Here is a 13651-nt window from a genome sequence, read left to right on the forward strand (position 1 = left end):
CCGTAACCCGTATGAGCTAGCGGAGATCTGACAGCAGCTTCTCCCACTGTTCGGCGACTTCCTCGGCCGAATGGCGGACGGCGGTGTCGAGGGCGCCCGCCGCGAGCGAGCGCCGGCGGCGTTCGTCGTCGATGAGCGCGAGCAGCGCGCCCGCGAAGTGCTGCGCCTCGCTCTCGCTCTCGGGCACCAGCACGCCGTTGTAGCCGGTCGCCACGAACTCCCTGGGGCCCCTGGCGCCCTCGAAGGCCACCACCGGCACCCCGCACCCCATGGCCTCCAGCACGGTCATGCCCAGGTCTTCGCTGCGGGAGGGGTTGGCCACGATCGATGCCTTGGCGAACTCCCCCGCCAGGTCGGGCGTGACGCCCATGAAGTAGACGTGGTTGTGCAGGTTGAGCTCGTTCACCAGCGACCGCAGCCGCCGCTCCTCGGGGCCGCCGCCGTAGAGCCGCAGCCGCCAGTCGGGACGCTTGTCCGCCACGATCGCGAACGCCCTGATCAGCCGGTCGTACGCCTTGACCGACACCCACCGGCCCCCGGCAGCCACGATCCGGTTGTCCATCCGCGAACGCGGCCACGGGCCGCCCGGCAGCGCGTCCGGCACGGAGTGGACGGCGGACCCGTCGCCGAGCAGCCTGCCCCACTCCTCCTGGGCCGACTCCGTGGCCGTCACGACCGCGTCGAGGCGCGGGTAGAGCCGCTGCACCGGCCCGGGGACGGCGGGCCGCCCCCACTCCCTGGCGATCTTGAGGGTTTCACGTGGAGCATGCCGCGCCACCTGGACGCCGATGCCCGGCCTGGTGGTGATCAGCACGTCGGACCTGAGCCCGCGCAGCAGCCGCCAGAGCGCCATCTCGGTGCGCATCTGGCCGCGCGGCAGCAGGTGGCGCACCCCCGGACGGGCGTCGACCAGGCTGCGCATGGCCACCTTGGAGCCGATGGGGAAGAACGGCTTCTCCTTCTGCCGCCGGACGCTGATGACCTCGACCTCGTGCCGCTCGGACAGGGCGGTGGCGAGGTTGAGCGTCGCGCGCACGTCGCCGCGCATGCCGTACGCCGACGCGAGCACCAGGCTGACCTTCATCCGCCCACCTCGATGCGCAGCTCGTCGTCGGCGGTGTAACAGGGCCGGACGGGCACGCCGTCGATCTCGGCCGACGGATAGTGCAGCCGTCTTCGTTTGCCGTCGACGTCGTCGAGCCAGGCGCCCAGCCGCAGCGGCGTGGGCACGCCCTCGACCTCCAGCGCGGGCTCCCAGGTGCCGGCCGTGTCGGGGTCGGCCTCGACCACGTTCACCAGCGACACCGCCGCGTGGAAGCGCACCCCCTGGACGGTGGCGTTGGCCGACACCCGTTCCCTGGTCGGCCTGCGGTCGAGGGTGAGCGTGGCCTCGCGGCGCGCGTCGTCGTCCTCCAGCCCGGTGTACGCCAGCAGCCCCGTCACCTCGAACCGGCCCTCCCTGAACCAGATCGCCCGCACCTCGGCCACCGGCGCGGCGTCGGCTATCTTCAGGGCCAGAAACCCGTTCCGCGTCCGGTACGACCGGTAGGCCAGCGTCCGCCGGCACAGCGCGTACGCGTCGAGGTGGTCGAGCGAGAACCCCGGGTCGACGCTGCGCAGCCTGCTGCGGCTGCCCTCGTGCCGCAGGTAGGCGTCCCAGCGGCCGGCGGTCAGCTCCAGCGGCGCCAGCGAGACGGCCAGCGTGGCCTCCCGCGTCCGGCTTCCCGTGCGGCCCAGGCGCACGTCGCGCTCGACCCCCGTGGCGCGATGGCGCAGCACGAGCTCGGTGCCGTCACGCAGGGGCTCATCGATGGCGAGTCGCAGGGAGAGCACGTCGGCCAGGGTGACTTCGGCGTCCGTGACCACGACGCGCATCACTAGCCCCCTCCCCGTCGAATAAGGCCATGCGACGTTGAGGTTACCGTGATTTTCCCGTTATGTGGATGGGAGATTTCCAGCGAGGAGGCCCGTGACGTGCGGAACTCCTCTACAGAGCCTGTAGAGGAGTCCGACTTTCCGTGGTCAGGAAGCGCCCTTGACCGATTTGATCAACAGCTGCGCGACATCCACGACTTCCAGCGTTTCCTTGGCCTCGCCGTTGTTCTTCTTCTCGTTGATCGCGTCGCCGAGCATCACCATGCAGAACGGGCACGCGGTCGAGACGGTGTCGGGATTCGTGGTGAGCGCCTCGTCGACCCGCTCGGTGTTGATGCGCTTGCCGATGCGCTCCTCCATCCACATGCGCGCGCCGCCCGCGCCGCAGCAGAAGCCGCGGTCCTTGTGGCGGTGCATCTCCTGGGTCTGCACGCCGGGCACCTTCGACATGATGTCGCGGGGCTGGGAGTAGACCTTGTTGTGGCGGCCGAGGAAGCACGGGTCGTGGTAGGTGATCTTCTCCTCGATCGGCGTGACCGGGGTGAGCAGGCCCTCGTCCACCAGCTTCGACAGCAGCTGCGTGTGGTGCACGACCTCGTAGGTGCCGCCGAGCTGCGGGTATTCGTTGGCCAGGGTGTTGAAGCAGTGGGGGCAGGTCGCGACGATCTTCTTGACGCCGGCCTCGTTCAGCGTCTCGATGTTCTGCTGGGCGAGCATGTTGAACAGGTACTCCATGCCCAGGCGGCGGGCCGGGTCACCGGTGCACGCCTCCATCGGGCCGAGCACCGCGAACTTCACGCCCGCGATGTGCAGCAGCTCGGCGACCGCCTTGGTGGTCTTCTTGGCGCGGTCCTCCAGGGCGCCCGCGCAGCCCACCCAGAACAGGTACTCGGCGTCCTCGGGCATCTTCTCCTCGACCAGCTCGACCTCGAAGTCGAGCTCCTCGATCCAGTCGGCCCGCTTCATCTCGGACATGCCCCACGGGTTGCCCTTGTTCTCCAGGTTCTTCACCATCACCCCCGCCTCGGACGGGAACGACGACTCCACCATGACCTGGTAGCGGCGCATGTCGAGGATGTGGTCGATGTGCTCGATGTCCACCGGGCACTGCTCGACGCAGGCGCCGCAGTTGGTGCACGACCACAGCACGTCGGGGTGGATGACGCCGTCCTCGCCGACGAGCGGCTTCTCCAGCAGCGCCAGCACGTCGGTGTCGGCGTGCTCGGTGCTGGCGGCCATCAGGTACGGGGCCACCTTGAAGGCGTGGTCGCGCTGGTCGAGGATGAGCATCTTCGGCGAGAGCGGCTTGTCGGTGTTCCAGGCCGGACACTGCGACTGGCAGCGGCCGCACTCGGTGCAGGAGTAGAAGTCGAGGAAGCCCTTCCAGGTGGTGTCGCCGATCTTGCCGCGGCCCAGGCGCTCGGCGTCGAGCTCCTCGTCCTCGAAGTCGACGAGCTTGCCGTCGACGCGCAGCTCGGACGCGGCGCCGAGCCCGTTGGGACGCCGGGAGAACAGCACGTTGAGCGGCGCGGTGAAGATGTGCAGGTGCTTGGAGTTCACCACGATGACCAGGAACACCAGCATGAAGCCGATGTGCAGGAGCAGCGCGATCTCCTCCAGCAGCGGGCTGGCCGGCAGCGCGTCGCCGAGCGCCAGCGAGACGAACGCGCCGGAGGAGTAGGGGAAGTTGCCGTTGGCCGCCGAGGCGCCGCGGGCCAGGAACAGCGTCCAGATGATGTTGAAGATCATGAACAGGACGAGCCACGCGCCGCCGAGGTGCGAGCCGGAGAAACGCGACTTGCGGCCCAGCGTCTTGGGCGAGTTCTTGACCCGGATGATCGCGAAGGCGACCAGGCCGAGCAGACACGCGACGGCGATGAAGTCCTGGAGGAAGCCGAGCACGCCCCAGGTGCCGATGAGCGGGATGTGGAAGTCGGGCTCACCGGTGATCGCGCCCTGGATGATCGCGCCGTACGCCTCGATGTAGACGGTCAGCAGGATGAAGAACGCCCACATGACGAAGAAGTGGGCCGTGCCGGACGGCGTCCACTTCAGCAGCTTCTTCTGACCGAAGACCTCGACGAGCTGGGCCTTGAGCTCGTCGGCGGCGTGCTCCTTGGCGTACTCGACGCGTTCGGGCGCGGGCGGCCCGGAGGTCGCCAGCCTGAACAGGAACAACACCCTGCGGCCGGCGACGGCCACCGCCAGGACGGTCATGACCAGCCCGATGATCGCTACCCAGAGCACGGGGTCCTCCCACAGACGACGATGGCTGCCAGCATACGGACACGTGTTTCCAGGAAGCTTACCGGCCAGTAACTTCCCGGGATGACATCCATACCCTATGGTCAGTGCCCTATACAGAACAATGCTCTACGCCGTGAAGTACCTCTGTATGGTCGGGGCGATCAGCTCGACGAGCTCCTCCGGATCGGCGCTGGCCATCGGCTCCAATTTGATCACGTGACGGCCCATGATCACGCCGTACATCTGGCCAAAAGCTGCCTCGATGCGTAGGTGCGGAACACCAAGGCGGTCGGCCACCTGGAAGAGCAGCGCGTTCGTGATGAACTCGCGGAACATCGCCGCCGCCTGCTCGTTCGTGAGCGCCGAGCGCATCAGGGCGATCATCGGCTCGCGGGTCTCCGGCTCGGCGGTCACCCGCAGGATCATCCGCACCAGCCGCTCGCCGATCTCCTCGCGCGGGCCGTCCAGCAACAGCGGGACGACCTCGTCGGGGGTGATCGGCAGCTGCATGGCCGCCGCGAACATGCCCTCCTTGGTCTCGAAGTAGTGGTGGACCAGAGCCGGGTCGACCTTGGCCTCCCGCGCGATCCCGCGCACCGTGGCCTTGTCGAAGCCCTTCTCGGCGAACACCCGCCGCGCCGCCGTCAGGATCTCGCCGCGCGTGTCGGCCGACCCGGGCCTGCGGCCGGGACGGCGTCGTACGTTGCTCATGGCCGCGTCCCGCCGGTCACCGGCCCACCGCCAGGTACACCCGCATCGGCACCGACAGCACGCCCTCGGGGAAGGCCTTCCTGAGCTCCCCGCGCTGCCGCCCGACCAGCTCGTCGGCCGCGTCCGGCGACAGCGCCGCCATGTACGAGTGGGAGCGCAGGTCGAGCAGGAAGTCCTCGATGCCGACCAGCCTCGTCCACGGGATCCAGCGCTCCTGGACCACCTCGAAGGCCGCGGCGATCGGCGGCACCGACCACTCCTCGACCGCCGGCCCCCAGTACGTGGGCACCGCCTCGGCCAGCCGCGCCTCGTAGGCGGCCAGCCACTCGGCCTGCGCCGCGTGGTGCAGGTTCCAGCAGCCCACGATCGCGCCGCCGGGCCGCAGCACCCGCCTGGCCTCGGCGATCGAGACGACGGGGTCGAGCCAGTGCCACGACTGGGCGTACGTCACCAGATCGGCCACCCCGTCGGCCAGCGGCAGCGCGTTGCCGTCGGCGATCACCGCGGCGACCGCCGGCGGCTCGCCGTCGATCCGCGTGACCAGCCGGGCCAGCATCTCCGCCCCCGGATCCACCGCGATCACCTGGGAGCCGCGGGCCCGCAGCGCGTGCGTCAGGATGCCGGTGCCCGCGCCCACGTCGATCGCGGTGGCGCCGTCGAGCTCGATCCCGGTCACCTCGGTGAGCGCGCGGTACATCTCGTCGGGATAGGACGGGCGGCCCGCGTCGTAGGCGTCGGCCACGCTGTCGAAGACCCGCGCGAGGTCTCTGGTCGGCCCCACGTTCCTGGTCGGCCCCACGTTCATCGGGACGCCGCCAGGTGCAGGCGGGCGAAGGCCAGCGCCTCGGCCAGGTCGTCGACGCGCTCGGTGCGGCTGGCCGCCTTGCGGGTGTTGATCTCCAGCACCACCAGGCCGCCGTAGCCCGAGTTCGCCAGGCGTTCCAGCATCTGGGCGCACGGCTGGTTGCCCCTGCCGGGGACCAGGTGCTCGTCCTTGTTGGTCACGCCCATGCCGTCGGCCAGGTGGAGGTGGGCGAGCCGGTCGCCGAGCTTGGTGGCCATCTCCATGGCGTCGGAGCCGGACACCGCGGTGTGCGAGAGGTCGAGGGTGACCTGCGGGAAGTCGTAGTCGATCGGGTTCCAGTCGGGCGAGTACGGCACCACGTCGTTGCCCCTGGCGCGCAGCGGGAACATGTTCTCGACCGCGAACGTGACATCGGTCTCGTCACGCATGCGGGCCAGGCCGTTCTCGAAGTCGCGGGCGTAGTCGCGCTGCCAGCGGAACGGCGGGTGCACCACGACGGTCGAGGCGCCGAGGCGCTCAGCCGCCTTCTGCGCCCTGACCAGCTTGGCCCAGGGGTCTCTGCCCCACACCCGCTGCGTCACGAGCAGGCAGGGCGCGTGGATCGCCAGGACGGGCACCTGGTAGTGCTCGGACAGCCGCTCGATCACGTCGATGTCCTGGCTCACCGGATCGGCGCCGACCATGATCTCGACACCGTCGTAGCCCAGGCGCGCGGCCAGTTCGAACGCGTCGGGAGTGCGTTCTGGATATACCGAGGCGGTGGACAATGCGATCTTCGCATTGGGCACGCGGATGACATCAGCCACGTTGCCAGCCTAAGCCGGAGAAGCGCCTCTGGCGCGTGAGCCCCACCAGATAGCCCTACCCAACCCCCCATCCCACCTCAAAGACACTCCCTCGAACCCCGCTACGGTTGGGCCCATGCCACGGATAGCCAGAGGCGCGATCCCCAGCCCGAACATCTGGAACGCTCCCCAGGTCTACGAGCTGGAGAACCGCGCCGTGGACCCCGAAGGCGCGGCCGACGCCGCGATGCGCGAGCTGCGCCCCTGGGCCGGCGCCACCGTGCTCGACATCGGCTGCGGCACCGGCTTCCACCTGCCCGTCCTGGCCGCCGACGCGGCCGCCGTGATCGGCGTCGAGCCGCACGGCGACCTGGCCGCCCTGGCCCGCCGCCGCTGCGCGAACCTGCCCAACGTCTCGGTGCACGCCGCCGCCGCCCAGGACCTCCCGCTGCCCGACGCCGGCGTCGACGTGGCCATGGCCCGCTGGGCCTACTTCTTCGGCCCCGGCTGCGAGCCCGGCCTGCGCGAGCTGTCCCGCGTCGTACGCCGCGGCGGCGCGGCGTTCGTCATCGACCTCGACGCCACCCGCGGCTCGTTCGGCCGCTGGTTCTCCCGCACGGTGCCGACGTACTCGGCGCGCGAGGTGGAGGCGTTCTGGGTCCGTCAGGGGTGGCAGCGGCGGCCGCTCGACCTCACGATGACCTTCGAGCGCCGGGCCGACCTGGAGGCCGTGCTGCGCATCGAGTTCGCCCCCGAGGTGGCCGAGCAGGCCGTCGCGGAGACCCCCGGCCTGGAGATCTTCTACCCGAACGTGCTGCGCTGGCGCTACTTCTGAGCTCATGGCCTCACTGCGTTCGGCGGGCTTGACATTGACGTCGGCGTCAACGTTTACCGTGGTGGCATGCGCATCGGGGAGCTGGCGGAACGCACCGGGGTGAGCACCCGTTCACTCCGCTACTACGAGCAGCACGGCCTGCTCTCGGCCAGACGCGGCCCCAACGGCTACCGCGAGTACGCCGAGGAGGACGTCAAGCTGGTGGCCGAGATCCGGTCGCTGCTCTCGGTCGGATTCACGCTGGAGGACACCCGTCCCTTCGTCGACTGCCTGCGCTCGGGCCACAGCTCGGGCGGTTCGTGCCGGGAGTCCGTCGAGGTCTACCAGCGCAAGATCATGCAGATCGACGAGGAGATCCGGGTGCTGCTCGCCCGCCGCGCCGAGGTCGCCGCCCAGCTCGCCCAGTCGTGTCCCGGCTGTTTCGTAAGGGGAGACAAATGATCAAGTTGACCACGGACAACTTCGAGGAGCAGGTTCTCAAGAGCGACAAGCCGGTGCTGGTCGACTTCTGGGCCGAGTGGTGCCCGCCGTGCCGCATGGTGGCCCCCGTCCTGGACGAGATCGAGGCCGAGCACGGCCTGGCCATCGGCAAGCTCAACACCGACGAGAACCCCGAGATCATGTCCCGCTACGGCGTGATGGGCCTGCCCACGCTGCTGCTGTTCGAGAACGGCGAGCCCGTCCGGCAGATCGTCGGCGCCCGGCCCAAGCGCCTGCTGGTGCAGGAACTGGGCCTCACGCGGTAGTCGAGGATTGTCGGCAGGGGCCGCTAGCCTGCTCGACATGGCCAAGACAGCGCAGAAGCCCGGTTACCGCTGTGCCGAGTGCGGCTGGCGCACCAGCAAGTGGGTCGGCAGGTGCGGCGAGTGCCAGGCGTGGGGCACTGTCGACGAAGAGGGCGCGCGCGCCGGGGTCAACGTCGTCCAGGGCGGCGCGACCACCGGGCCCGCGCTGCCCATCGGCCAGGTCAAGGCCGAGGTGGCCGCGGCCCGCACCACCGGGGTGAGCGAGCTCGACCGGGTGCTCGGCGGCGGCCTGGTGCCCGGCGCGGTGGTGCTGCTGGCCGGCGAGCCCGGCATCGGCAAGTCCACGCTGCTGCTGGAGGCCGCGGCCCGCATCGCCGAGCGCACCACCGTCCTCTACGTGACGGGCGAGGAGTCGGCGGCCCAGGTGCGCCTGCGGGCCGACCGCATCGGCGCCATCCAGGACAACCTCTACCTCGCCGCCGAGACCGAGCTGTCGGCGCTGATCACCCACGTCGACAAGGTCGAGCCCAGCCTGCTGGTGGTCGACTCGGTCCAGACGGTCGGCTCGGCCCAGACCACCGGCGTGCCGGGCGGCGTGACCCAGGTGCGCGAGGTGGCCGCCAACCTGGTGCGCATGGCCAAGGAGCGCAACCTCGCCACGGTCCTCGTGGGTCACGTCACCAAAGAGGGCTCGATCGCCGGCCCCCGCACCCTCGAACACCTGGTCGACGTCGTGCTCAACTTCGAGGGCGACCGCCACTCCAGGCTGCGCATGGTCCGCGCGATCAAGAACAGGTTCGGCCCCACCGACGAGGTCGGCTGCTTCGACCTGCACGAGCGCGGCATCGAGGGCATCACCGACCCGAGCGGGCTGTTCGTCTCGCGGCGCAGCGAGCCGGTCGCCGGCACCTGCGTCACCGTCACCGTCGAGGGCACCCGCCCGCTGCCCGCCGAGGTGCAGGCGCTCGTGGCCCGCACCGAGGCCCAGCAGCCGCGGCGCACGTCCTCGGGGCTCGACACCTACCGCGTCCAGATGATCCTCGCCGTGCTGGAGCGCCGGCTCAACGCCCGGCTCGGCGGCTGCGACGTGTTCACCGCCACCGTGGGCGGCATCAAGCTGGCCGATCCGGCCGTCGACCTGGCGGTCATGCTCGCCGTCGCGAGCGCCGCGGGCGACAAGCCGCTGCCGCCCGGTCTGGTGGCCCTCGGCGAGGTGGGCCTGGCGGGCGAGTTGCGCCCGGTCAAAGACGTGCGCCGGCGGCTGACGGAGGCGTCCAGGCTGGGTTTCAAGCGGGCGCTCGTGCCCGCCGGATCCCTGGAGACGGGCGCCGGGAAGCGCAACGGGCAGCGGGCTCTGGTGCCCGTCGGGCCCGTGGCGTTCGCCCCCGGGTTCGAGGTCGTCCAGGCCGAGAACGTCTGGGACGCACTCACGCACGTCACATAGCACGGCTAAGCTGGGCGTGACCAATCGACACGGGGGTCAGGTGGACAGGAGTCTTGACGACCGCCGTCGCGACGCTTTGGCCGCCGTGGCGCCGGGCACTCCGCTGCGCGACGGCCTGGAGCGCATCCTGCGCGGGCAGACCGGCGGCCTGATCGTGCTCGGCCACAACAGAACCGTCGAAGAGGTCTGCAGCGGCGGCTTCGAGCTCGACGTCGAGTTCTCGGCCACCCGCCTGCGCGAGCTGGCCAAGATGGACGGCGCGATCGTGGTGAGCAACGACCAGAAGATCGTGCGCGCGGCCGTGCACCTCGTCCCCGATCCCGCGATCCCCACCGACGAGTCGGGCACCCGCCACCGCACCGCCCAGCGCGTGGCCAGACAGACGGGCCTGCCCATCATCGCGATCAGCAAGTCCATGCGGATCATCGCCCTCTACCTCGACGGCATCCGCTACGTGCTGGAGGAGTCCGCGGCCATCCTGTCCAAGGCCAACCAGGCCCTGGCCACCCTTGAGCGCTACAAGCACCGGCTCGACGAGGTCTCCGGCACCCTGTCGGCGCTGGAGATCGAAGACCTCGTCACCGTGCGCGACGTGTCGGCGGTGGCCCAGCGCCTGGAGATGGTCCGGCGCATCTCCGACGAGATCAAGGGCTATGTGGTCGAGCTCGGCACCGACGGCCGGCTGCTGTCGCTGCAGCTCGACGAGCTGGTGGCGGGCGTCGACTCCGAGCGCGAGCTGGTCGTGCGCGACTACCTGCCGGCCCCCGCGAGCCGCCGCCAGAAGCGCCTGGTCGAGGCCCTGCACGACCTCGACCACCTGTCGGGCGCCGAGCTGCTCGACCTGTCGGCCGTGGCGCACGTGCTGGGCCACGGCGGCGCCGAGCGGCTCGACAGCCCGGTGAGCCCGCGCGGCTTCCGGCTGCTGGCCAAGGTGCCCCGGCTGCCCGCCACGGTGGTCGACCGCCTGGTCAACCACTTCGGCGGTCTGCAGAAGCTGCTGGCCGCCAGCATCGACGACCTGCAGGAGGTGGGCGGCGTCGGGGAGTCGCGCGCCCGCAGCGTCCGCGAGGGCCTGTCCCGCCTGGCGGAGTCGTCGATCCTCGAACGTTACGTCTGAGGCCGGCCGCTCACCGCAGGTGGAAGACGCCCTTGCCGCTGCGCAGCGCGCCCATGCGGGCGGTGGCCACGTAAGTGCCGGGCAGGGCGGAGGCCGGGGACGAGCGGCAGTCGGTGCTCGACCGGCGCCGGTCCCACTCCAGGGTGCGCACGTACGGGATCCCGCGCTGCAGCTCCCTGACCTCGGTGCCCACCCCGCTGACGCAGTCGGCGGTGGACCAGATGCGGTCGGCGCCCGAGGTGATGCGGATCTCCATGGCCCGCGGCCCGACGTCGGCCGTGCACATCACCGGCCCGGTGTTGACCAGCGTGACGATGAAGGTCGGACGCGCCGCGCCGGTGTAGATCGGCTCCTTGCCGCCCTGAAGGCTCAGCACCAGGCTGTCCTGCGGGCACGGCTCCCCCGGCCGCCTCGGCTTGACGGCCGGGCTCTCCTTGGGCGCGGGGGTGGGCGACGGGCTGGCCGTCCCCATGGCGAGCGTGCGCAGGCCCGCGAGCAGCGGATCGGTGGCGGGCGTCGCGCTCGGTGAGCTCTGCGCGCTGGACGAGCGTTCCGGCCCGGAGCCCCCGCTGGAGCACGCCCACGCCACCACGGCCACCACGACGAGCACGGCCACCAGCACGCTCATGCGACGCCGCCAGTAGACGTCACCGCCGTCGCCACCCATCGAATCCGGATCCATAGGCACAGCATGGTAATTGATCGGCTACCAACAGTGACGACACGCCGAACGAGCCCGTCTACGAATACGCTTGACCGCGTGGTTGAGCCGAACCTCCTGCACGCCCCCGTTCTGGAGTGGTACGAGGACAACGCCCGAGACCTCCCCTGGCGCGCCGACGACGCGACCCCGTGGGGAGTGCTGGTCAGCGAGATCATGCTGCAGCAGACCCCGGTGGTCCGCGTCCTGCCGGTGTGGCTGGAGTGGATGGCCCGCTGGCCCACGCCCAAGTCGCTGGCCGCCGAGCCGCCGGGCGAGGCCGTACGGCATTGGGGCCGGCTCGGTTATCCACGCCGGGCGCTGCGCCTGCACGCCTGCGCCCGCGCCATCGCCGACGAGCACGGCGGCGAGGTGCCCGCCGACCACGCGACGCTGCTGGCCCTGCCGGGCATCGGGGAGTACACCGCCGCCGCGGTCGCCAGCTTCGCGTACGGCGGCCGGCACGCCGTCCTGGACACCAACGTGCGCCGGGTGTTCGCGAGGGCCGTACGGGCCGAGGAGTACCCGCCCACGGCCACCTCGGCGGCCGAGCGGCGGCTGGCCGAGGCGCTGCTGCCAGAGCTGGGCGCGGCCCGCTGGGGCGTGGCCGTGATGGAGCTGGGCGCGCTGGTCTGCACGGCCCGCGCGCCGCGCTGCGCCGACTGCCCGATCGCCGACCTGTGCGCGTGGCGGCTGGCCGGCAAACCACCCCACACCGGTCCCGCCCGCAAGGGCCAGACGTACGCCGGAACCGACCGCCAGTGTCGCGGCCGCCTGCTCGCGGTGCTCCGCGCGGCCCACGGCCCGGTGCCGAAGGCGGCCCTCGACGTGGTGTGGGACGATCCGACCCAGCGCGAACGCGCCCTCGACGGCCTGGTCGCCGACGGCCTGGCCGAGGTGCTCGACGACGGCACGTACCGGCTGCCGCACTCCTGAGCGCCCGCTAGGCCATCCACGGGGGCACGGTGCGGTCCGTGCCCTTCGGGGCCAGGTCGCAGGCGTCCGGCGCGGACTCGCCGCCGGGGTTGTAGACCTCCACGCCCGGCGGCGCGACCACGATCGAGACGAACCCGTGCTCGGGGTCGGCGAACATCTGCCGGCTCACGTCGGCCGGGAGGACCATGGTGTCGCCCGCCCCGACCTCGAACCGCTCGCCGCCCAGCTCGACGACCGCGCCGCCGGCCAGCCAGGTCCACACCAGCTCGCGGTCGGCGGCGTGCACCGGGCCCTCCATGCCGGGGTTGGCGTCCACCCGCCACATGACCTGCCCGGCCCCGCCCTGGGTGGGCGAGGCGAGCGTGGTCATCAGGGCGTTGGGCGTACGGACTTCACGGGCGTCGGCGGACATGACGACAGGCATCACACAAGCTCCTTCTTCTCGGCTGGGCACAGCCCCGCGCCGCGCCCGTTCCTGATGACGATCACGCGATCCACGGCGGCGTGCCGACGTCGGTGCCGTCGGGCATGAGGGCCCTGGCGCCGCCGGCGGCGGTGACGACGGCCGTGAAGCCGGCGTGCTCGTCGGCCACCACCCTGCGCAGGACATGAGCGGGCATGACGACGGTGTCGCCCGCGCCCACCGCGAACCGTTCGTCGCCCAGCTCGACGGTGGCACCGCCGGCGAGCCAGCTCCACACCTGCTCGGTGTCGATGCCGTGCTGGGGCCCCGCCACGCCAGGCTTCGCGTCGACCCGCCAGAGCGCGCACGAGGCACCGCCCTGCGTCGGCGAGGCGAAAGTGGTCATGACCCCGCTCGGCGTCTCGGAACGCCGGGAATCCGCGGCACGAATGACAGACACGCTCTGACCCCTTAAGATAGGCAACTACGTTGTCTATATAGTTAACCAGGTTGTCTATCTTGTCAAGCGACACCCCAGGCTTCGAACTGCCTCTACGACTTCTGCTGGCCTTCCGCACGCTCATCGACGAGCTGCACGCCGAGCTGGCCCGCCAGGGCCATCCGGAACTCCGTCCGAACCACGGGTTCGTCATGCAGGCGATCGGCACGCGCGGCACGACCGCCGTCGACCTGGGCCGTACCCTGGGCGTGTCGAAGCAGGCCGCGGGCAAGACGATCGAGACCCTCGAACGCGCCGGCTACGTCGAGCGCACCAGGGACGACTTCGACACCCGGCGCAAGATCGTGCGCCTCACGCCCCGCGGCGTCGACGCTCTCGACCGCTCGGCCCGCATCTTCGACGAGCTGCGCGCCCGATGGGCCGCGGAGCTGGGCGAGGACCGCCTGCGGGCCCTGGAGTCGGACCTGCGCAGAATGACGCCGGCGAACATGTGGCGGCTGGACACGCCAGGCTGGTTCGCCGGCCTCTGAGTAGCTCAGCCGAGCCGGAACCGGCGCGCCGACCTCTGAGTGGATCAGCCGAGCCGG

At 71.0% G+C, this 13651-nt stretch carries 16 protein-coding genes; 7 read left to right on the forward strand and 9 right to left on the reverse strand.

The annotated features are described in order from the left end of the window. Positions 1–16: 16 nt before the first annotated feature. The 6 genes from ACFYUV_RS24265 to ACFYUV_RS24290 all read right to left on the reverse strand — a co-directional run bounded on the left by ACFYUV_RS24265 (position 17) and on the right by ACFYUV_RS24290 (position 6444). On the reverse strand, positions 17–1084 hold the full coding sequence (locus ACFYUV_RS24265) for a glycosyltransferase (RefSeq protein ID WP_357975264.1): 1068 nt from the start codon (positions 1082–1084) through the stop codon (positions 17–19). Next, on the reverse strand, positions 1081–1875 hold the full coding sequence (locus tag ACFYUV_RS24270) for a hypothetical protein (RefSeq protein ID WP_352327379.1): 795 nt from the start codon (positions 1873–1875) through the stop codon (positions 1081–1083). The genes ACFYUV_RS24265 and ACFYUV_RS24270 overlap by 4 nt, the downstream gene beginning before the upstream one ends. Positions 1876–2022: 147 nt before the next feature. Beyond that, positions 2023–4122 carry a (Fe-S)-binding protein gene (locus tag ACFYUV_RS24275; RefSeq protein WP_387671484.1) on the reverse strand — a complete coding sequence of 700 codons (2100 nt, stop codon included), beginning with the start codon at positions 4120–4122 and terminating at the stop codon, positions 2023–2025. 126 nt (positions 4123–4248) lie between these two features. Next, positions 4249–4833 (reverse strand): TetR family transcriptional regulator, encoded by a 585-nt coding sequence (locus tag ACFYUV_RS24280; protein ID WP_387671486.1) that lies wholly within the window; start codon positions 4831–4833, stop codon positions 4249–4251. Positions 4834–4849: 16 nt separating this feature from the next. Then, positions 4850–5638, reverse strand: coding sequence for a class I SAM-dependent methyltransferase (locus tag ACFYUV_RS24285; RefSeq protein ID WP_387671488.1), 789 nt, complete (start codon positions 5636–5638; stop codon positions 4850–4852). Beyond that, the gene (locus ACFYUV_RS24290) at positions 5635–6444 is read right to left on the reverse strand and encodes a sugar phosphate isomerase/epimerase (protein WP_358291607.1); all 810 of its coding nucleotides are present in this window, start codon (positions 6442–6444) and stop codon (positions 5635–5637) included. Before ACFYUV_RS24290 ends, ACFYUV_RS24285 begins: the two co-directional genes overlap by 4 nt. Before the next feature lie 115 nt (positions 6445–6559). Here ACFYUV_RS24290 and ACFYUV_RS24295 point away from each other — a divergent pair, with 115 nt between their 5' ends. From ACFYUV_RS24295 to disA, 5 genes are all read left to right on the forward strand, one after another. Further along, positions 6560–7258 (forward strand): class I SAM-dependent methyltransferase, encoded by a 699-nt coding sequence (locus tag ACFYUV_RS24295; protein WP_387671489.1) that lies wholly within the window; start codon positions 6560–6562, stop codon positions 7256–7258. 66 nt (positions 7259–7324) lie between these two features. Beyond that, positions 7325–7699: a MerR family transcriptional regulator gene (locus ACFYUV_RS24300; protein WP_352358614.1), complete on the forward strand. Its 375-nt coding sequence runs from the start codon at positions 7325–7327 to the stop codon at positions 7697–7699. Next, complete coding sequence (gene trxA / locus ACFYUV_RS24305) at positions 7696–8004, forward strand: thioredoxin (RefSeq protein WP_387671491.1); 309 nt, start codon at positions 7696–7698, stop codon at positions 8002–8004. Before ACFYUV_RS24300 ends, trxA begins: the two co-directional genes overlap by 4 nt. A gap of 37 nt (positions 8005–8041) precedes the next feature. Beyond that, the gene (gene radA / locus ACFYUV_RS24310; protein WP_358291604.1) at positions 8042–9448 is read left to right on the forward strand and encodes a DNA repair protein RadA; all 1407 of its coding nucleotides are present in this window, start codon (positions 8042–8044) and stop codon (positions 9446–9448) included. A 40-nt stretch (positions 9449–9488) separates the two neighbouring features. Then, positions 9489–10565, forward strand: a complete 1077-nt coding sequence (gene disA / locus ACFYUV_RS24315) for a DNA integrity scanning diadenylate cyclase DisA (protein WP_352358608.1) — start codon at positions 9489–9491, stop codon at positions 10563–10565. A gap of 10 nt (positions 10566–10575) precedes the next feature. Here the strand turns inward: disA and ACFYUV_RS24320 are convergent, their stop codons facing one another. Further along, positions 10576–11247 (reverse strand): hypothetical protein, encoded by a 672-nt coding sequence (locus ACFYUV_RS24320; RefSeq protein WP_387671494.1) that lies wholly within the window; start codon positions 11245–11247, stop codon positions 10576–10578. Between the two features lie 78 nt (positions 11248–11325). Here ACFYUV_RS24320 and ACFYUV_RS24325 point away from each other — a divergent pair, with 78 nt between their 5' ends. Then, entirely contained in the window at positions 11326–12201 is an 876-nt protein-coding gene (locus ACFYUV_RS24325; RefSeq protein ID WP_387671496.1) for an A/G-specific adenine glycosylase, read from the forward strand. Positions 12202–12208: 7 nt separating this feature from the next. Here the strand turns inward: ACFYUV_RS24325 and ACFYUV_RS24330 are convergent, their stop codons facing one another. Together ACFYUV_RS24330 and ACFYUV_RS24335 are read right to left on the reverse strand one after the other, a co-directional pair. Continuing rightward, positions 12209–12625: a cupin domain-containing protein gene (locus tag ACFYUV_RS24330; RefSeq protein WP_387671497.1), complete on the reverse strand. Its 417-nt coding sequence runs from the start codon at positions 12623–12625 to the stop codon at positions 12209–12211. Between the two features lie 61 nt (positions 12626–12686). After that, positions 12687–13010, reverse strand: a complete 324-nt coding sequence (locus tag ACFYUV_RS24335; protein ID WP_387671499.1) for a cupin domain-containing protein — start codon at positions 13008–13010, stop codon at positions 12687–12689. A gap of 113 nt (positions 13011–13123) precedes the next feature. Between ACFYUV_RS24335 and ACFYUV_RS24340 the strand changes: the two genes are divergently transcribed. Beyond that, complete coding sequence (locus ACFYUV_RS24340) at positions 13124–13594, forward strand: MarR family winged helix-turn-helix transcriptional regulator (RefSeq protein ID WP_387671501.1); 471 nt, start codon at positions 13124–13126, stop codon at positions 13592–13594. Positions 13595–13651: the final 57 nt, after the last annotated feature.

Origin of the sequence: Nonomuraea sp. NPDC003560, from assembly GCF_042878785.1 — a bacterium.
Taxonomy (GTDB): Bacteria; Actinomycetota; Actinomycetes; order Streptosporangiales; family Streptosporangiaceae; genus Nonomuraea.

Coding starts and splice junctions, on each gene's coding strand:
- ACFYUV_RS24320 (WP_387671494.1), bottom strand. CDS start 11,247: ATGGATCCGGATTCGATGGGTGGCGACGGCGGTGACGTCTACTGGCGG.
- ACFYUV_RS24335 (WP_387671499.1), bottom strand. CDS start 13,010: ATGACCACTTTCGCCTCGCCGACGCAGGGCGGTGCCTCGTGCGCGCTC.
- radA (WP_358291604.1), top strand. CDS start 8,042: ATGGCCAAGACAGCGCAGAAGCCCGGTTACCGCTGTGCCGAGTGCGGC.
- ACFYUV_RS24265 (WP_357975264.1), bottom strand. CDS start 1,084: ATGAAGGTCAGCCTGGTGCTCGCGTCGGCGTACGGCATGCGCGGCGAC.
- trxA (WP_387671491.1), top strand. CDS start 7,696: ATGATCAAGTTGACCACGGACAACTTCGAGGAGCAGGTTCTCAAGAGC.
- ACFYUV_RS24280 (WP_387671486.1), bottom strand. CDS start 4,833: ATGAGCAACGTACGACGCCGTCCCGGCCGCAGGCCCGGGTCGGCCGAC.
- ACFYUV_RS24330 (WP_387671497.1), bottom strand. CDS start 12,625: ATGCCTGTCGTCATGTCCGCCGACGCCCGTGAAGTCCGTACGCCCAAC.
- ACFYUV_RS24300 (WP_352358614.1), top strand. CDS start 7,325: ATGCGCATCGGGGAGCTGGCGGAACGCACCGGGGTGAGCACCCGTTCA.
- ACFYUV_RS24295 (WP_387671489.1), top strand. CDS start 6,560: ATGCCACGGATAGCCAGAGGCGCGATCCCCAGCCCGAACATCTGGAAC.
- ACFYUV_RS24285 (WP_387671488.1), bottom strand. CDS start 5,638: ATGAACGTGGGGCCGACCAGGAACGTGGGGCCGACCAGAGACCTCGCG.
- ACFYUV_RS24270 (WP_352327379.1), bottom strand. CDS start 1,875: ATGCGCGTCGTGGTCACGGACGCCGAAGTCACCCTGGCCGACGTGCTC.